Raw genomic sequence first — 19,885 nt, forward strand, 5'->3', positions numbered from 1 at the left:
AGGTCAAATTTTATTCAGATAATTGAAGAATATTAATTTGGTATGTACACTCTTACAAATAGACATATCGCAAGGATGAATCACTGTATGCAAACAGAAACACCACAAGTTCAAGGAGATACGCCCACTCTCCGACTTTTTGCACTATTAGAGGTGATAGCGCAAAAAGACGAGTTTATTTCCCTTCAAGGGCTCGTCGAAGAAACCGGACTGCCGAAACCCACTTTGCACCGTATGCTGCAACAATTAGAATCCGCAGGCATCATTCAAAGAGACGGTGATGAAAAGCATTACAGCTCTGGCATTCGACTCAGAAAGCTGGCTGAAAACCTACTGTTCAACAGCACCATGCACAGCGCAAGACGCACAATTCTTGAAAACCTTCGAGCAGAAGTCGGCGAGAGCTGCAACCTAACCGCACTATCGAGCGGTGAGATCATCTACCTTGACCGCGCAGAGACCGAAGCACCACTTCGCTTCCACCTGCAGCCTGGCTCTCGCGTTCCTGTTCACTGCTCTGCGACAGGTAAACTGTTTTTGGCTCATATGTCGAAATCACAGCGCAGAAGACTGATTGAAAACGTGCCACTGACTCAGTACACAGTCAAAACCATCACCGACTACTCAGTGTTAGAGCAAGACATCGAAGAAGCGAAGATCCAAGGCTTTGCGATTGATGATGAAGAGTTTCTACCTGGTTTGGTGTGTATTGCGGTACTCATTCCATCGCCAACCGGCCAATCTAATCTCGGCTTAGCAATCCAAGCACCTGTGATTCGAGTAAAGCCGGACGAAGCGATCAAGTTCCTACCTGCTCTACAAAAAGCTGCAAAAGCGCTAGCGAAAATCGAAGCTGATAATTGGAGTCAGCAATAGACTTTTCTTAAAAGATTTCGAAGTCCATGATTTAGCTGATCATGGATTTCGAAAACTCGAATTTAATAAACAATGATTTTGTGTACCTTGCTTTGGTAAACAATGCTTTCACAAACAAGGACTTCAAAACTATCGAATTAACGACCACAATCTGCGACTAATGAACATTTGGTCGAAATGATCTGAACACTCACCAACCCGCATATCAGCAACACGTCTAAAGTAATCACAACAAAGGAATCACGATGCTAAACATTAAGAACCAGCACTTACTCTCTTTTATGGTGACAGAAGCGAACAACGCAGTTGCAGTCACAAATCCAGCAACGGGTGAACTCATCGGACACGCACCGGTATCATCAGAAACAGAGTTAGCAAGCGCGATTGAACGAGCTAATGTAGCGCAGAAAGAGTGGGCAAAGGTTCCAGCTAAATCTCGAGCTGCATCACTGCACCGTTGGCACCAGCTAATCATTGAGAATAAAGAAGACCTTGCTCGAATCATGACGATTGAACAGGGTAAACCGTTAGCAGAAGCGGCAGGTGAAGTGGTATATGGTGCGAGCTTCATTGAGTGGTTCGCAGAAGAAGCCAAGCGCACTTATGGTGACTCCATTCCTAGCACAGTCGCAGGCAAACGCTTGGTGACTATCAAGCAACCTATCGGAGTCGCGTGTGCCATTACGCCATGGAACTTCCCTGTTGCAATGATCACTCGTAAAGCAGCGCCTGCATTAGCTGCCGGTTGTAGCTTTGTCGTGAAACCTTCAGATGAGACACCGCTTTCCGCATTTGCTGTGGTCGAACTGGCTTACCAAGCGGGTATTCCTAAGGATTTACTCCAAGTCGTATTAGGTGATAGCCCAGAACAGATTGGTGAGTTATTCACATCGCACCCATTAATCAAAAAGATCTCTTTTACAGGCTCTACCCGTGTCGGCAGTATTTTGATGGCTCAAGCCGCAAAAGGCATCAAGCGTACCTCTATGGAACTCGGCGGCAATGCACCTTTTATTGTGTTTGACGATGCAGACATCGACGCTGCGGTTCAAGGCGCAATGGTCTCGAAATTCCGCAACGCTGGCCAAACTTGTGTTTGTGCAAACCGATTCTATGTTCACAGTAAAGTGTACGATGAGTTCGTGGCTAAATTTGATCAAGCCGTTCAACAACTTAAGGTTGGTAACGGCTTAGATGAAGGTGTAACCATTGGCCCTGTTGTCAGCCAGAATGCCAAGAACAACATCCAAGCATTAATAGACCGAGCGATTGAACAAGGAGCTGAGCCTGTTACTCCAATTAAGGATCTTGATGGGCTTTTCCTTCAGCCTGTCATTCTTAAAGATGTGAAACACAGTATGGACATTGTTCAACAAGAGATCTTTGGCCCAGTCGCACCTGTGATGAAATTCGACACAGACGAGGAACTCATCGAGATGGCGAACGATACTATTTATGGTTTGGCGTCTTACTTCTACAGCCAGAATATCCACCGCGTATGGCAGGTAGCAGAAGCACTTGAATACGGTATGGTCGGTATTAATGATGGCCTAATCTCAACCGAGGTCGCGCCTTTTGGTGGCGTTAAACAATCAGGTATTGGCCGTGAAGGTGCTAAAGAAGGCATCGATGAGTACATGGACATTAAATACTTATGTTTTGGTAGTAACTAGGTTTTAGTAGCAAGTAGGTTTCGGCGTTAACCAAGATTCAGAAGCACTTAAATCTTAGTGAGCACTAACCTGGCCCACTCTCCCCCCTTCCCACCACAAAAATGAATCAAAAAAAAGCCGCGTTATAAAAGCGCGGCACCTTGGGCTCGGTTAAAGGGGGTTTCTTTTTTTAGTATTTTACATTCTCTGTTTTTGTTATTCGGTTGCTTCGCTATTCCTGCGCTTTCAGCTTTAGACGCATCGCGTGCAGCACTGGCTCGGTATAACCACTCGGCTGAGCACAGCCTTCAAATACCAACTGGCACGCTGCTGAAAACGCAATGCTGTTTTCAAAATCAGGCGCCATATTTTGGTAGCTTGGATCCCCTGCATTTTGTTCATCAACCACTGCTGCCATGCGCTTCATGGTTTTCATTACTTGGGCTTCCTCGCAAATGCCGTGACGTAACCAGTTAGCGATGTGTTGACTTGAAATTCGCAGCGTTGCACGGTCTTCCATTAATCCCACATCGTTAATATCAGGCACTTTCGAACAACCTACGCCTTGGTCAATCCAACGAACTACGTAACCAAGAATACCTTGCGTATTGTTGTCCAGTTCGTTTTGGATATCTTGAGCAGTCAGCTTTTGATTGCCTAACAATGGGATAGTAAGAATATCGTCAACATTTGCTCTCACACGCTCACGAAGCTCTTTCTGACGGCTAGGAACACTCACCTTGTGATAGTGCAAGGCATGCAGAGTCGCCGCAGTTGGAGAAGGAACCCAAGCGGTATTGGCACCGGCTTGTGGGTGTCCAATTTTCGCGTCCATCATCTTCGCCATGTTATCTGGTTCTGGCCACATACCTTTACCAATCTGGGCTTTACCTTGCAGGCCACAAGCTAAGCCAAGATCAACGTTTTGATCTTCGTATGCGCCAATCCAAGTCATGGTTTTAAGCTGTGTTTTAGGAGCAAACGGACCCGCTTCCATACTAGTGTGGATCTCATCACCCGTTCGATCTAGGAAACCTGTGTTGATAAACACGACACGGTCTTTGGCTGCGCGAATACACTCTTTCAAGTTCACAGAGGTACGACGCTCTTCGTCCATAATGCCGACTTTAATGGTGAAGCGTTCTAAACCTAGTGCATCCTCAATGCGACCAAACAACTCATTGGTGAAAGCCACTTCTTCAGGGCCATGCATTTTAGGTTTTACAATATTGATGCTGTTCGCGGTCGAGTTTTGGTAAGGGCTATTACCCTTTAAATCGTGCATCGCGATGAGCGAGGTAACCATGCCATCCATGATACCTTCAGGCACTTCATTACCTTCAGCATCAATAATCGCAGGGTTAGTCATTAGGTGGCCCACATTGCGTATGAACAACATGCTGCGACCTTTAAGTGAGATTTCACCACCCGTCACACTGGTGTATTGACGATCGGGGTTAAGATTACGAACAATGGTTTTACCGTTTTTCTCTAGCGACTCTTGAAGGTCACCCTTCATTAAACCTAACCAGTTTCGGTAAGCCAATGCTTTGTCTTCACCGTCAACCGCAGCAACCGAATCTTCGCAATCCATAATCGTGGTCAGTGCCGATTCCACCAGTACATCTTTAATACCCGCCACATCGACGCTGCCAATCGGCGCACTCGGGTCGATTTGAATTTCGATATGAAGGTTATTGTGTTTAAGAAGAATACACGAAGGTGAACTTGCGTCACCTTGATAGCCAATGAACTGGTTGCTATCTATGAGAGTGACTTCTTCACCGTTATCGAGTGTCGCTATCAGCTTATTGCCGACGCTAGCGTTACTGATGCTGTATTTGGTCACGTCTTTATGAGAGACACCGTTTAGTGGTGCAGCGTCATCAAGGAAACCTCGAGCGTAGCTCACCACTTTAGCACCGCGTACAGGGTTAAAGCTTCCGCCCTTTTCCGCGCCGTCACTTTCACTGATGACATCGGTTCCATAGAGCGCATCGTATAAACTACCCCAACGCGCGTTGGCCGCGTTAAGCGCAAAACGTGCATTCATAATAGGTACAACAAGCTGCGGACCCGCTTGTGTTGCAATTTCAGGCTCAACGCTTGCAGTAGTTACTTGGAAGTCTTCGCCTTCAGGTACGAGGTAGCCAATCTGTTGTAGGAACTGTTTGTACTCTGCTGCGTCGAGTGTTTGACCCGCACGCTCTTGGTGCCACACATCAATTTGATGTTGAAGATCTTCACGCTTGATAAGTAAGGCACGGTTCTTTGGTGCCAGATCTTTAAGGATGGCTGCGAAAGATTGCCAAAAGTCCTCTGCGACTATGCCTGTTCCAGGAATGACCTGCTCATTAATTAATTGGTAGAGGGTGCTATCAATGCTCAAGCTTCCCTGTTGAATACGACTGCTCATAAAATCTCTCTCAAATTAACCGCTGACTACTAAATAAATTTACGTAACTGACGAAAATTTAGCTAATTTATGCCGCTTATATTGGATATTCACAAAAGAAATACCATAAAAACTGTGTTATCCCGTCACACCACTTTCGATTTCATTGGCTACACTTTTGATCAAGCGACGCATCCACTGGTGGTCTGGATTGGTTTGTAACAAGGGGCTCCACGCCATCTTTACTTCAAAAGGTTCAATAGCAAATGGGGCTGGTTTGATTAACAAATTAGGGTTGTTGCGCTGCAATTGCGCCGCTTTAGTAGGAATAGTAAGGATCAAGTTCTTCTGTTGTGCGAAAAGAATCGCCGACAGGTAGTGTCGAGTAAATACCGTGATATTGCGGGTTTTACCAATGCGCATTAACGCTTCATCTATCCAACCGAGCTTTTGTGCTTCACTTGGGTTGATTCCCACTCCGGTTCCCATCCCCGTCTTACTTACCCAGATATGTTGCGCTTTTAAATAAGACAAAATATCAAAGTTATCGGCAATTGGATTATCACAGCTAAATAGGCAAGAGAACCCGTCGTGCCAAAGGCTCATCTGGTGAAACGACTGTGGGATGTCGTCAAAACGGTTGATGATTATATCAACAGTACCTTGCTCTACATCCTGATAACTCACGTCACTTGGCGTCATGATATCCAGTCGTATTTTCGGTGCGATCTCACTTAACCTTTTCAGAAGAGGTTGAATAATGGTCGATTCTGCATAGTCACTCGCCATGATGCGAAACACGCGTTCACTGTCTTCTGCATTAAACTCTGTGGTCGGCTGGAGTGTCTTTTCTACATTCGCCAAGATATTTCTAATCAGCGGTTGCAACTTTTGCGCTCGCTCGGTCGGCACCATCCCTTCACTGGTTCTCACCAATAGTGGATCTTCAAACAGATCACGCAATCGGCGCAGTCCATTACTCATGGCTGGTTGAGTTATGCCTAATTGATTTGCCGCTCGTGTAACGTTTCTTTCACGTAGCAACATGTCTAAATACACAAGCAAATTAAGGTCTATACGAGCAATATTCATAAGAAAAATACCGAATATAATAACTATAAATTAACAAAATTATCACACGTGTGGTTATTCTTTGTCCATAGCAAAGTTTTAATCCAAGCCAATTTGGCAACCATACCCCACGTGAAACTAAGGAATAGTTATGTCGCAAATTACACAAGATATCGAAATGATAGAAGTTGCAAAAAGCGCTGCAGGTGCTCCATGGGATGCAATCAATGCTGAATCTGCTGCTCGTATGCGAGCTCAAAACAAATTCAAAACAGGTCTAGATATCGCGCAATACACGGCAGATATCATGCGTGCGGATATGGAGGCTTACGATAAAGACAGCTCTCAATACACTCAGTCTTTAGGTTGCTGGCATGGTTTTATCGGTCAACAAAAGCTGATTTCTATTAAGAAGCACTTTGATGGCAAGACAGATCGCCGCTACCTATACCTTTCTGGTTGGATGGTTGCTGCACTTCGCTCAGACTTTGGTCCACTTCCAGACCAATCAATGCATGAAAAAACATCGGTTGCAGGCCTAGTAGAAGAACTATACACATTCCTGCGCCAAGCTGATGCACGTGAACTGGGTGGTTTATTCCGTGAGCTAGACGCTGCACGTGAAGCGGGCGATGTTAACCAACAAGACCTTATCCAAGACAAAATTGACAATCACGTAACACACGTGGTGCCAATCATTGCAGATATCGATGCAGGTTTCGGTAACGCAGAAGCGACCTACCTAATGGCTAAGCAGATGATTGAAGCGGGCGCATGTTGTCTACAAATTGAAAACCAAGTTGCCGATGAGAAGCAATGCGGTCACCAAGACGGCAAAGTAACGGTTCCACATGCTGACTTCCACGCAAAACTTCGCGCACTTCGTTACGCCTTCCTTGAACTAGGCATCGACAACGGCATCATTGTTGCTCGTACCGATTCACAAGGCGCTGGTTTAACAAAAGAAATCGCAGTAGTGAAAGAGCCTGGCGACCAAGGTGACATCTACAACTCATACCTAGATGTTGAAGAAATTGATGTTGCTGATATGGCTGAAGGCGATGTTTGCTTCAACCGTGACGGCAAACTAGTTCGACCTAAGCGTCTACCTTCAGGCCTATACCAATTCCGCGAAGGTACAGGTGAAGACCGCTGTGTATTCGACTGTATTGAAGCAATCAACGCAGGTGCTGACCTTCTTTGGATTGAGACTGAGAAACCACACATCGGTCAAATCAAAGAGATGATGGATGGCGTACGTGAAGTACACCCTAATGCGAAACTTGTTTACAACAACTCTCCATCATTCAACTGGACGCTAAACTTCCGTCAGCAAGCTTACGATGCGATGGTAGCAGAAGGTAAGGATGTATCAGCTTACGACCGTGCAAACCTAATGAGCGCGGAATACGACGAATCAGAACTGTCTGCAAGCGCTGACGAGAAGATTCGCACATTCCAAGCAGACGCGTCTCGTGAAGCGGGTATTTTCCACCACTTGATTACACTGCCTACTTACCACACTGCAGCGCTGTCTACTGACAACCTTGCGAAAGAGTACTTCGGCGACCAAGGCATGTTGGGCTACGTTGCGAACGTTCAACGTAAAGAAATCCGCCAAGGCATCGCATGTGTTAAACACCAAAACATGTCTGGTTCAGATATGGGTGATGACCACAAAGAGTACTTTGCTGGTGAGAACGCACTAAAAGCAGCAGGTGAAGCGAATACATCGAACCAATTTGATTAATCGCTAACACGAAAGCCTCCCTCGTCCTTCTCTCTTACTTAGGTAAGATCCGGGGGAAGGCTTTGAGATAAAGCTACTACTGCCAGCTTTATCTCAAAGCCTCAGATTTGTGTTCCACACCACGGTTAACCAAACAACTTCTGTTTAAGCTAACTGTATTCAAGTTTTTTGAGATTCCTGTTTGTTGATATTTCTTTTGATTGAGAGTGCCTATGACTTCAATACCTAAACACCTACAAGATGCAAAAACGCTGCTATCAGAAAATGGTTTCGCGACGGGTGATACTTGGTATCACGGTACATCTTCAGCTTTACTCGCTTCTATTCAAGGCCAAGGACTAAAGCGCTCTGGAGACAAAGCCCTCAACGAAGCGGCTTCAAAAACCATGGCGACCATCGGCAATAACTACACCGAATCGGTTGAACCAGTGTTTCTCACCCAGAGCAAAGAACTGGCGTATTACTGGGCGCAACAAACCGTTCGTGAGCGTAGTGTTCGTTTCGAAGGAGAAGAACAACCTATCGTGTTAGCGGTAAACCTGTCTGAAAAACAGCGTGCCAAAGTAAGACCGGACGTGGGTGCGATGAGCCTGTTAATGATGAGTGTGGGCAAGCATTTCATGACTCACATGGCTAAGGTTTATCAAGAAAACAACATCTCAGGCCCTGACATTGAACTTCGCACCGCTGATCGTATGGATTACTTAAACAAGCTGGGAATGGCTTATATTGATGAAGACATCAGCCGTGCTTGTGTTCAAGAGTTAGCTGAGCCCGAACTGGCCGATTAAAAGCGTTCAATAAATCAGTCTTCTTAAAAACCAAAACGGCTCCCGATACGGAGCCATTTTTATTTGCTATCAAGCCTATCTCACAAGGTACAGAAGCCTCTAGATTATGAACACAAACGACCTTTCTGTGCAGGTCGTGTCATTTCGATGTCACCTTGTAGAGAACGGTAAACGATGGTGTTCCACACTTCACCATTATCCATCTCAAACTCAATAGCATAGTTCAAACCCGCCACGACTTGAGTTCGAACACTCAAGATCTGCTTAAGCTCAGCTGAAGTGTTCATTTGGCCAAGAACTGCGTCTAAAGCTTGCTTAGCTTCTGGTGTGACATCGCTTTGCGACCAACCACCAGTTAGGTTTTTAGTGCTACAGATAGGGTTCGCATTCTCTTGTGGCTGAATTGGTACCTCAGATTTCTGACTACACCCAGCTAACGCAGCGACACTAAACAAGGTTGCAATTCCAAGTAATGATGTTAATCGTACTTTCTTCATAAATTCTCTCTACCTCAATCATTCACGAGGGAATACTCGCAATAATGTTTCATATGTAGGCAAGCTTAGACCTTAAATGTCATTACTTCATCAGAGATTATGGTGTAACTACTCTATAAATACAGAGCACTGTCAGAAAAACAAAGCCGGACACTACTGCCCGGCTTTTTACCCGTCTATTCAATTGATATTTAGATCATTTAGATTAGGTGGCGTTTTCGTTAGTGCTTTTTAATTGCTGCCTGTTTTGCTAGTGAAAGAACACCAACATCTCGACATCATCCCCATGCTGTTCAGCACTCAGTAAGAAATGCACATAGCCTTCTTCTGTTACAGGGATTTGCAGGTACTCATTGCTACCACGGTAATTAGAGGCATAATCGTGTTGCCCTGAAGTAGGCCAGTATGAACGACTTGCAAATAGATCAACGTTGCCAGCATTCGACTGTCCACTCTCAGCAACGTCACTCTTATCATTCAACCATACTCTTACCTCTTGCACGCCCTGTGGAACATAAACCGCCGCATAACGTCGTTGGTGCACGGTGAGTATTTGAGGCTGACCTGATTCCAGTATTATTGGCGTTAAATCATCTTGTTCTTGTGATGGCGGCGTTGGCGCTTCTGTCTCTAGTGATGCCAACAGTGTTACGTCATTGAAATCGGTGCGTCCTGCAATACTCATGTAGTAACGACCCGGTTTGATGAAACCCGATGACTTTGGTTCAAACGTCACCATCTCATTACTTCCATTTCCGTATTGGCTGAATTCAAAATCATAGTAATGCGCTTCTTTGTTGTAGCTCATGTAAAGATCAGCATCACCTTGGCTTTGGCCTGAAGCATGACCTTCAATCGAAACCTCAAAATGCGTGGTGTTCTCAGGTACATCGACGTAGAACAGCTGCTCACTGTACGCCTCGCCGTTCAACACTACACCTTGGTTTGCTGCAAGCACTCTGGCTTGGTCTGTCGGATTTGTGGGGTCAGTCGGTTCTGTGGGATCAGTAGGCTCTGTTGGTTCACTTGAAACAGTGTCTAGCCAACGATCAAACTCACCATTGTATTGCTGGCCAAGCACTTTCACTTGTTGCGCCCATTCTGAAAATTTGCCAGCACGAGACAGTGCCAACAAGCTCTGCACTTCTTGAGGATGTTCTTCCATCATAAAGCGCACCGCCAAGTAACCCCATCGATAGATACGGTTGGAATCATGAGAGTAGGTGGTCGCAAGCACGTCCGATAAACTCATCTTCCCGCTGCTAATCAAACCAACAGCGGCATCGTAACCTTGCTTGTAATGCATGAACTCAGCAAAACCTTCTAGCCACCACACAACGTGACCATGTGCCAAGTTGTCGCTAAAGGAGCCGTATTGGTTAAAGCGCGCATCGAGATAGTGAGTGTACTCATGCTCTAAATTGAGAATTGAAAGGTCATCGCCGTTAGCGTAACGGTAAGCGACGAAACGCGCCACGTTACCCACTTCGGCAGGGTTACCTTCTAAATACTGACCTCCGTTGTCGGTGGTATTTCCAAACAAGAATGCAGAGTAATCGGTGTAGCTACCTTTACTGTCAAACACCGCGACTTCAACTCGCTCGTTATTATCGTCGGCGACAGGTTGTTGGCCTGTGTTCGCAACTTGATGAAAGTCCGCCTCTTTTGCCGCGAGTACATCACATGCTTCAATTGATTGTGCTTGCGTTAAATCTTGAGAGCGAATAATCGCAGGCCCTTGGCACTCATGACGATTGGGAAGTACACGCATTGCTAAATCACGTTTTGCTTGCTCTAGATCCAATCCATTCAAGCCGTCTGGCGCGTAATACCCCATCATCTCAACCGCCGCTAACCAAAGCTTGTCATGCTCACTGCCAAGTGGGTTTTGTACCATCACTTGCCGCATAAAACGCAGCGCTTTGTCTTTCGTTAATTTATCTGGGCTTGCCAGCAAACGACCAGTTTCACGCACGGCGTTATAAACAAGGAAGCTCGCATCAGTATCTAAAGCCCACGTGTTATCACGGGCGAATGCTGCAAGCGTGTCGATATGCTGGGTATGGCTCGCCATGTAATCGTAGAAGTCATCTCTAGCTGCGTGCCCTGCCATTGCTCGAAACAGATTGTTTAACCCATCGACCCATTGTGAGTCTTGCGCCGTTTCTTGGTTGAAGTGACGTAATGCCGCAAGTTGCGCATCCATTGTCAGTGGCAATTGTTTAACGTTATCGACCATTAGCGTCAGGCTTTTCAATGCACCCACCTGCTCACGACCTTGATCCAACGCATCAGGGTTAGCTAAGAAAGCAATCGTCGACTGAGCAAAACGCTGACTCAACGCTTCGCTGAAGTCTTGCGCTTGCGCGTTATAGCGAACGTAATAAGCGGCACGAACAAACTCACCAAGGTTTTCAAGTTTACGGGCTTGTTCAGCTTCACCTCGGTAACGAGTTATTTCTGAGTTCAGTGCAACTTGAATGCGGCTTAGGTTTGCTTCGCTATAGATATTATCTAGTGAATTATTCGATGCAGAGAACCAAGAACTGTAGCAACTGTTGTTTGCCGAAGAGACAGCGAGTGCAAGATTGGACGCCTGTTGAAGATCAAGCACCTCACACTGATTTTGAGCAAAAGAGAAACTGGACGCACTGGCAAGCATACAAGCGATCGCCAAGCGATGACGTGGAAATAGACGGAGATGAGACATACCACACTCATTAGTTAATTATATAATTGAGCACGCTGTTATATTCCTTACAATCTATAAGGTGAATTGAGTTGCGTATGATTTATGAGCTTGGTTCAAAAAATAAACACTCAGGACCAATTTATAAATTCAAAAAGATATTCTCAGATTGAATAAATTAACTTCCACACATGATCAAACCATATAAGTGATTGAGAGCACTCTAATTTAGGGAATCATTAATTAATTCGTACATGACTAACCCATATTGTTAAGGGTCAGCACAAGTAGTAAACTTGCGCTCGATTATGCAACTTGTTTTTAAAAACAATAGACACAATTAGAGTTACGTTTGTTCATCAAAGTAACTTTATTTCAAATACTTACTATAAATCCGTGTCGAGTTGACTGGTGCAAATCAAATAAAAATAATTATATAAACCTAGGCTAGGTTCACACCATGAAATTAACGTCGTCTTTAGACTCACTATTGGCTAGCAGTCTGTCTATCGAAAAGAAACAACAAGCGCTGATCGAGCTCACGATCAACGCTTATCAGCCACAAGAACGTATCGCTCTTTTCCAAACCGTCACAGACTATCGTCGACGACTATTGGAATCGTTCTTCCCCGAACATCAACACAAAAGCCTCTCAGTTTTATTTGAACTGATGGACTATCGCGAGCTTATTCAACGCTATCCAAGTTCCTTATCGAAAGAGATGGCACTGTTAGAAGCGGCCGCAAGTCAGTGTTACATGCATTGGTTAGATTTTTGGTGTGAATGTGAAATTGCAGCCATCAAAGCAAAATCACCGTTGGACGCAAGTGCGCCCTCTCACACTGAACTCCCTATCAAAGACAGCGCTTACTATGGTGCAATCATTGAACGAATAGAAGATGATCCGCTTGTGGTACAAACACCGAGCCACCCACAAGGAATGTCCATCAGCGATGCCATTGCTTTGAGCAATCTTGAGGTGTTCATCAAGGGTGAAAAATGGTTTGAGATGCTGCCTTTATTACACCTTTCTCAGGCAGGTAAGCATTTTATTCTGCTCAAACATCCGGTCGATGAAGCCTTTCCAACACTGGTTTCCTCTGCGCTGATTCAAGACTGGTCTAAGAATGACACTTGGCTAAGTTACGCACCGCCGTTCAGCAATGAGCAATGGCAATACTGTTTACCCAATTACGGCTACGCTGAACTCGCAGGGTTACAACTTTTGACACCGCCTACACTGTCAAAATGTTACTCTCTTCCAGAATTTGACCAACAATTCCAGTTACAATTGTCCGATAAGAATGCCCTGTGTGAAGTGCTGCGTCTGACAGTCAGTGGTAATACCCAACAAAAACTCTATTTCCTCTACCTTGCTCAAAAAGAGCTGATGAGTGTATTACATCAAATAGGCTACAAAATCGGTTTTACTATTATCGAGCAACCTTTCATGCTTCAGTTTTATCAAACCATTGATTCTAAAGCATACTTCCATTCTGGGTATTGCGAATTAAATAATGATGGCACAACAATTTATCGTGGGTTCTGGAATTTCGAGATAATGGTAAAAGCGTTCAATAATGTCGATTTTCGCAGCTACAAACGCGCAGTGCGAGAAAGCCGAAAGTCATTAGAAAAATCGAGCTCGGTAAGAAAGGATGAACATGTTTGATTTCGGCCTAGAGGCGATCATCTATGCAAAAGCAATCACACTGCTTGCAACCGTGGCTGTGGTTGTCATGTGGTTGTTCTATTACTGCTATCGCCTGAAACAAAAGAACGAAGTGATTGCGGGGACACACCATGCCCCTTACATCGCGTATTCGATCTGCATTGTTGCGTGGATCAGCAGTAACGCTTATTTCCATACCGACTTATTACCGGAACTTGGGGCCCCGGCCGCCGTGTTCGCCGCAAAGTTTGCCAACCTCGCCTCTTTCTTTGCGTTTGCCTTTGCCTATTACTTCTCGTGTAAGCTCGCCGCCGAACAACGCAATGGTAAGGTTCACGCATGGCAACAAGCCATTTTCGTCACCTTAACCGTCTACTCCTTCTTTATCAATTTAAGTCCGGGGTTAACCGTTGAACACGTCACCATTGCAGGCCCAAGCCAGTTCGTGATTGAGTTCGGCCCTCAAACACCTTACTTCTTCATTGGGATGATAAGTTTTGTTGTCCTAACACTACTCAACCTCGTGGCCATGCGCACCAACAGTAGTAAGCTGACCTTAGCCAAAACCAACTACATGATCGCAGGTATCTTGGTATTCATGCTGTCCACTGCGACAATCCACCTAGGCATGACCTACTTCTTGCGTGATTTCTCGCTCACTTGGCTGCCACCAGCTTTGTCGATCAGTGAAATGTTGTTCGTTGGCTATGCCCTGCTGACCTCGCGCTTCTACAGCGTGAAATACCTTGCGTACATGAGCCTAAATGCGCTGTTGGTCTGTGCTATTTTGGTGATCCCTTTTGGCGCGATATTTATCCCGCTAACAGACAACAGTCAATGGCTCGTTGCTATCCCAATCTGTGCGATTATCGGCATCACTTGGCATGTTCTCTACAAACGAGTGAGCCACTACGCTTCCTTCTTTGTCTACGGAAACAAGAAAACGCCAGTACAGCAGATCCTCTCACTAGAAGACGATTTCAAGCTGTCGATTGATGATGCAATGCGTCGATTAGGTAGCCTACTGCAGATTCCAGAAGACAAGCTGCGTCTGGTGAACAGCAACTACAACGAAACTTTCTACGAAGATTATCTGTCTACCAACAAGTCTGTTTTAGTGTTTGACGAACTTTCTCAGGAGCTTGATTACACCGCACCAGCCAAGCGCTCAATAAAAGCCCTGTATGACAAGATGAGTTCAAACGACACCGCCTTGGTGATGCCTTTATTTGGTCAGGGGAAATCGGTCACGCACTTATTGGTGTCGTCACACAAGAGCAACGATCAGATGTTCTCTAACGAAGAGATCTCTGCCCTGCAAACCTTGTTAACTCGTGTACAAAGCACCATTGAAGCCGATAGACGCATTCGCCAAAGTCGCGCCCTTGCTAATTCTATCGCACACGAAATGCGTAACCCTCTTGCTCAAGTGCAGCTGCATTTTGAGGTGTTAAAGCAGCACATAGATAACCAAGCCCCAGCTAAACAAATCCTAAAGGATATTGAGAATGGCCAAGCGGCGATTCAACGCGGGCGGCAACTGATTGATATCATCCTGCGCGAAGTCAGTGACAGTACGCCGGAAAACGGTCCTGTGACGATGACCTCTATCCACAAAGCCGTGGATCAAGCCGTAAGCCACTATGGTTTTGAGAATGAAAAGATCATTGAACGCATTCGTTTACCACAACACGCTGATTTTGTAGCAAAGCTGAACGAAACCTTATTCAACTTCGTCATTTTCAACCTGATACGCAATGCAATCTACTACTTTGATTCTTACCCAGAAAGCCAAATTGAGATCAGCACCAACACAGGATCTTACGAGAACGTTCTAATATTCAGAGATACCGGTCCCGGCATTGATGAAGCCATTACGCATAAGATTTTTGATGACTTCTTCTCTTACCAAAAAAGCGGTGGTAGTGGCCTAGGGCTTGGCTATTGCCAACGAGTGATGCGTTCATTTGGCGGCCGGGTTGAATGCCACTCTAAGCTTGGGGAGTTTACTGAGTTCCACCTGTACTTCCCTGTGGTACCCAATGCACCCAAAGCAGACGCACTTCGTACGCCTTACTTCAATGATTGGAAAAGTAATCAAACCACAACTGAAAACAAAACCAACGTAGAAGCTAAGCCAGATAACCAAGCGGCAACGCAAAATTCAGAACCCACAAGTACATTAAAGCCAGGAAATCATTTGGCTCCAACCGTACTTATCGTCGATGATAAAGAAGTACAACGCACACTTGTTCAAATGTACCTGAATCGACTTGGCGTAAATAGCTTACAAGCCAAAAACGGTGAGAATGCCGTCGAGCAGTTCAAAACACATAAGGTCGATTTGATCTTAATGGACGTACAAATGCCAATAATGAATGGTTTTGACGCAAGCCAAATCATCAAGGCACGTTCTCCTCAAACACCAATCATTGCTTTATCTGGCGAATCAGGACAGCACGAGTTAGATATGATCAGCAAGTTGATGGATGGTCGCCTAGAGAAACCAACCTCTTTGAATGCACTGCAACACGTGCTTGATAATTGGTTGAAAAAAGGCACAACGTCTAATGCTTCTAAGGAAACAGAAAATGAATAGCTAATGGCAAGCAGGTAATGGCTAACAACTGCATTATTGGTTAATAAAAAATCCCTTCAGAGCGTACCTTGAGGGGATTTTTTTGTTAGCAAAATTAACAGCCTAAATTATCAATTCTATGACTTTTCTGAATCAAACTTGATTAAGCGACAGGCATTTCCAACGTTTTTCGCTGGCACATGTACATGACAATAATTGCGGCACTGCTCATCAGTGACAATACCCAGCTGCTCAGAACCATTACCTCGTGATTGGCCGGAACGAACGATAAACAAAACGTAAAACCAAATGCTCCAACCATCTGCAAAGCACCGTAGATAGCACCAACCTGCCCCTTGTGATTAGGAAACAAATACAATGCAGAAACGCCAGCTATCGCAAGTAAAAATGCAGAGCCAAACGCCATCAATGAAAACCCGAGTAACACTAGTGAGTAGCTATGTACGAAAAGGCTCAGAGTAATAACAGCACAGCCTACAATTTGAATCAGGCTCCCATAAACTAGAGTCATATTTTCGCTGATACGATTCTTCAGAAACTGGTTCCAAATTAATCTTGATGCAACGCTACTCGCTATCAAAACCATTGACCCAATTCCGTAATCTGCGGCCGTTAAATCAAATTGATTCTGAGCAACAAAAGAACCCGTTACTTGGAAAAGCAGTAGGCAACTCGTCCCGCTGAACATCATTGCCAAATAACACAGAAACGTTACGTTCGATGTGATGAAAGCATAGTCTTTTAGTATCTGTTTAAGCTTAATTGCATCAGGGTTCTTCTGGCTGATCGTTTCACGTTTCATAAATGTGATAATCAATAGTGTTGCGATCGATAAAGATGCCATGAAGACAAAATTACCTTGCCAACCAAAGTGTTGAGTCAGGTATCCCCCTAAAATCAGCGTTAAACCGGGTAGGCTCATAAAAAGAATCCCATACCAAGCAAGTATCCCCATGAGTTCCGTTTTTTCGAAGGCATCTTGGAGTATTGTTCGGCAGAGCAGGTAAAGGCCACCAACCCCTAAACCTTGGATGATCCTACCCAGTAACAGAATATCTATGTTATCAGCCATGAGACAAGTCATTGAACCAACGACAAAAATCGCAGATGAAAGAATAGCAACGGGCTTTCGCCCATACCGCTCGGATAACGGCCCACAGATAAGCTGGCTGCATGCTAAAGCGATAAAAAACAGACTCAACGTCTGTTGTACTAACGCCTCAGAGGTGTGGAGTTCACTTTGTATATCTGGAAAGCTTGGCGTATACATGCTCGACGCAAAAAAATAGCTCGATGCCATTAAAATGCTGATAAATATATTGGTTATTTTGGACACTCGTTTTCCCATAAACGTTAAGAACAGAGCATCATGTTAAATAGATCCTCACGTTAAGGTTTTGGGTAAAACGACACTGTGTTTACAAATTGCGCCAAGTTTAATTCTGGGGTGCTTTTTTCTGATGTTCTTTAAATGCAGTGGAGAATGAAGACAGGCTTGAGTACTCAAGTTCGAATGCAATGTCAGTTGCGCTAATGCCTTTTGCCATCATTTTTTCAGCACGTTCCATCACCACCTTTTGTCGGATATCTCGAAAAGATGCTTTGAAACTCGACAAAAAAAGTCGGTTTAAGGTACGAACGGAAGCCCCTGTTTGCTTAGATAAATCTGAGATAGACATTTTGATGTTAGGTTTGTTTGATAATGCTTCAATTACCAATAGCAGTCGTCTGTCCATCCCTCCCTTTGCAATTAGGGGGTTATTGGTTGGCTTACAAAGGATGCATTGGTCGACTAGAACGTGCACATAGTGAGTCACGAGCTTTTGTTCTGGTCCTCCATTTTCCCAAACACTGAATAGCTGAGCAACGATGGGAGATACGTCCAATATGCATATTTTAGTGATATTAGGAGTTGCAGCTTGGGGTAGGCGAAGTAAGGAAACATGTGATTGCTTTAGAAAGTCAGCACGATGTGATACGCCAGCGGGAATATAAATTAAAGAGCCGGGCATAGAGAGTAAACTGTGCTGGTCAGTTGATAGAATTTGGCAGCCTTGGTGTATAAAAGCTAAATGAGCATAATCATGAGTATGTACCTCGCCTGAGTAGTGCGATTCATGATGCTTAACAATGACTTGATAGTCGTCCAAATTAATTATTTCATCCTTTATCTTATTGATAAGCTTTAAGTATAGGCTCAATCTTAAGTAGATATTCCATCTATCTCTTTAAGTTTTCTAATTCCCGTTAACTCAATCTATCTCTTAATAAACAGAACTATTTAGGGTTTCACGCCAATAACTGTCGATTACGCGACAATGATTGAGCACCAAGCACTCTCCGGTATGATTTTTCCTTATAAAAGCATAACGCCGCAAGCCTTACCCATTCAACAGATTCTCGATAAATCAAAAAGATATTGAAGAATGCAACAATTCCATGATTTAAAAGAGTAAAAGGGTTATACATAAGAATGTATTATCTAAATTACTGAAATTATCATGACGCTCAAAGAGATTCTTAAAATTCCCAATGTCCGCTACTTCTTAATGTTTAGAAGCAGCTACTTTGCGCGTTTTTATTACCCTATATTCACCCTACTCTATTTAGATTACGGACTAACTCTCTCTCAGTTTGCCATGCTAAACGTAGTTTGGGCGGCGACCATCGTACTTGCAGAAGTTCCATCTGGGGCATTCGCCGATACCTTAGGTCGCAAACAGCTTGTAGTGTTGTCTTCGATTGTGATGTTCATAGAGATAGCCATGATCGCACTCGTACCGACCGGAGACGCTAACTTGGTGTTCATGGTATTTTTGGTCAACCGAATACTCAGTGGGTTAGCAATGGCATTGGCAAGTGGTGCAGATGAGGCATTGGCTTACGACACCTTAAAAGAACAAGGCAATGAAGAGTTGTGGCCGCGAGTGTTACAAATCCAGCTCCGTATCGCTTCTAGTGTCGGTATCTTTGTCACCTTGATCGGCGCTGCGATGTACGACGTGAACTTCATGGCGAACATCTTTCATTTCCTTGGGCTAGCCGAGCCAGAAAGCACCAAAGACCTGATGCGAATCCCTGTGTTCGCGACTCTCTTGGTCGCGTTACTCGCACTTTATGCCGCGATAAACATGCGTGAAGAAAAGAAGGTGATGCCAAGCGATCAGAGCAAATTAGCAACGACCATCGCCAGCCTCAAGTTAACGGCTGATACAGGTAAGTGGGTACTTGCTACGCCTTACGTGCTGTTCATCTTGCTCTATTACAGCTTGTTCGAACACACTTCACGCATGTTCTTAACCATGAACAGCCAATACTATCTCGCTATCGATATTCCTATTATTTATTTTGGTTTTATTGGCGCGGGAATCAGTCTGCTAAAAATCATTTTAGCGGGGCAAAGCCGGAGGTTGGCAGAAAGTATCGAGCCAAAAACCTTTATTATTGTCATGGGCTTAGCAAGTATCGCGACCTACTATTGGATCAGTTTAGGTTGGTCCATCTATGGGGTAGTTCCTGCGCTGGTGCTTATCTTTATCATCATGACGATGAACATTTTCATCAGCTACCACCTAAACAAAAAGACCGAGTCACATAACCGAGCCACCGTTCTTAGTTTCAAAGGTTTGATGTTTAACCTCGGATACGGGCTGATCGGGATCTTGTACGCTTACTACTACAAATTGGTCTCTAATAATTACACCGAGCAAGAAATAGAACAGAACCTCGCCTTCTTAGCATCGCTCTCTTCATTCTGCTATTACTTCGCCTTACTGTTCGTGTTAATCAGCGCGTTGTTTTATTTCAAAAACAAGAAACAGCCGATCTTCTGAAGAGCGCTCCAATACTGAATAGAGAATAAAGGTGAGCCTGTGGCTATAAACAGATCATGA

Annotated in this window: 13 protein-coding genes; 7 read left to right on the plus strand and 6 right to left on the minus strand. The window is 44.6% G+C overall.

All coding sequences use genetic code 11. The annotated features are described in order from the left end of the window. Nucleotides 1-87 precede the first annotated feature (87 nt). Together CWO08_RS01065 and CWO08_RS01070 are read left to right on the plus strand one after the other, a co-directional pair. A complete protein-coding gene (locus CWO08_RS01065) occupies nt 88-876 on the plus strand; it encodes an IclR family transcriptional regulator (protein WP_065676756.1) in 789 nt (262 codons plus the stop codon). A 245-nt stretch (nt 877-1,121) separates the two neighbouring features. Then, a complete protein-coding gene (locus tag CWO08_RS01070) occupies nt 1,122-2,549 on the plus strand; it encodes an NAD-dependent succinate-semialdehyde dehydrogenase (protein WP_102432346.1) in 1,428 nt (475 codons plus the stop codon). Nucleotides 2,550-2,760: 211 nt separating this feature from the next. On the opposite strand, the gene CWO08_RS01075 is transcribed toward CWO08_RS01070, so the two are convergent. Both CWO08_RS01075 and CWO08_RS01080 read right to left on the minus strand, forming a co-directional pair. Continuing rightward, on the minus strand, nt 2,761-4,944 hold the full coding sequence (locus CWO08_RS01075) for a malate synthase G (protein WP_108019521.1): 2,184 nt from the start codon (nt 4,942-4,944) through the stop codon (nt 2,761-2,763). A gap of 117 nt (nt 4,945-5,061) precedes the next feature. Beyond that, nucleotides 5,062-6,015: a LysR family transcriptional regulator gene (locus CWO08_RS01080; RefSeq protein ID WP_019825141.1), complete on the minus strand. Its 954-nt coding sequence runs from the start codon at nt 6,013-6,015 to the stop codon at nt 5,062-5,064. Between the two features lie 130 nt (nt 6,016-6,145). Between CWO08_RS01080 and CWO08_RS01085 the strand changes: the two genes are divergently transcribed. Both CWO08_RS01085 and CWO08_RS01090 read left to right on the plus strand, forming a co-directional pair. Next, nucleotides 6,146-7,744, plus strand: a complete 1,599-nt coding sequence (locus CWO08_RS01085) for an isocitrate lyase (protein WP_102432344.1) — start codon at nt 6,146-6,148, stop codon at nt 7,742-7,744. 212 nt (nt 7,745-7,956) lie between these two features. Continuing rightward, the gene (locus tag CWO08_RS01090) at nt 7,957-8,535 is read left to right on the plus strand and encodes a hypothetical protein (protein ID WP_107898364.1); all 579 of its coding nucleotides are present in this window, start codon (nt 7,957-7,959) and stop codon (nt 8,533-8,535) included. A 104-nt stretch (nt 8,536-8,639) separates the two neighbouring features. Here CWO08_RS01090 and CWO08_RS01095 read toward each other — a convergent pair whose 3' ends face one another. Both CWO08_RS01095 and CWO08_RS01100 read right to left on the minus strand, forming a co-directional pair. After that, complete coding sequence (locus CWO08_RS01095) at nt 8,640-9,032, minus strand: cystatin domain-containing protein (RefSeq protein WP_102479327.1); 393 nt, start codon at nt 9,030-9,032, stop codon at nt 8,640-8,642. 250 nt (nt 9,033-9,282) lie between these two features. Further along, on the minus strand, nt 9,283-11,742 hold the full coding sequence (locus CWO08_RS01100) for a M9 family metallopeptidase (protein WP_107898363.1): 2,460 nt from the start codon (nt 11,740-11,742) through the stop codon (nt 9,283-9,285). A 439-nt stretch (nt 11,743-12,181) separates the two neighbouring features. Between CWO08_RS01100 and CWO08_RS01105 the strand changes: the two genes are divergently transcribed. Both CWO08_RS01105 and CWO08_RS01110 read left to right on the plus strand, forming a co-directional pair. Beyond that, nucleotides 12,182-13,393, plus strand: a complete 1,212-nt coding sequence (locus CWO08_RS01105; protein ID WP_102432340.1) for an acyl-homoserine-lactone synthase — start codon at nt 12,182-12,184, stop codon at nt 13,391-13,393. Next, complete coding sequence (locus tag CWO08_RS01110) at nt 13,386-15,992, plus strand: hybrid sensor histidine kinase/response regulator (RefSeq protein WP_107898362.1); 2,607 nt, start codon at nt 13,386-13,388, stop codon at nt 15,990-15,992. Before CWO08_RS01105 ends, CWO08_RS01110 begins: the two co-directional genes overlap by 8 nt. A 142-nt stretch (nt 15,993-16,134) precedes the next feature. Here the strand turns inward: CWO08_RS01110 and CWO08_RS01115 are convergent, their stop codons facing one another. Further along, nucleotides 16,135-17,328, minus strand: coding sequence for an MFS transporter (locus CWO08_RS01115; protein ID WP_170960801.1), 1,194 nt, complete (start codon nt 17,326-17,328; stop codon nt 16,135-16,137). Nucleotides 17,329-17,428: 100 nt separating this feature from the next. Next, on the minus strand, nt 17,429-18,142 hold the full coding sequence (locus tag CWO08_RS01120; RefSeq protein WP_107898474.1) for an AraC family transcriptional regulator: 714 nt from the start codon (nt 18,140-18,142) through the stop codon (nt 17,429-17,431). Between the two features lie 351 nt (nt 18,143-18,493). Here CWO08_RS01120 and CWO08_RS01125 point away from each other — a divergent pair, with 351 nt between their 5' ends. Further along, entirely contained in the window at nt 18,494-19,825 is a 1,332-nt protein-coding gene (locus CWO08_RS01125; RefSeq protein ID WP_107898361.1) for an MFS transporter, read from the plus strand. The last annotated feature ends 60 nt before the right edge of the window (nt 19,826-19,885 follow it).

Source organism: Vibrio sp. 10N.286.48.B8 (assembly GCF_003050085.1).
Taxonomy (GTDB): Bacteria; Pseudomonadota; Gammaproteobacteria; order Enterobacterales; family Vibrionaceae; genus Vibrio; species Vibrio crassostreae.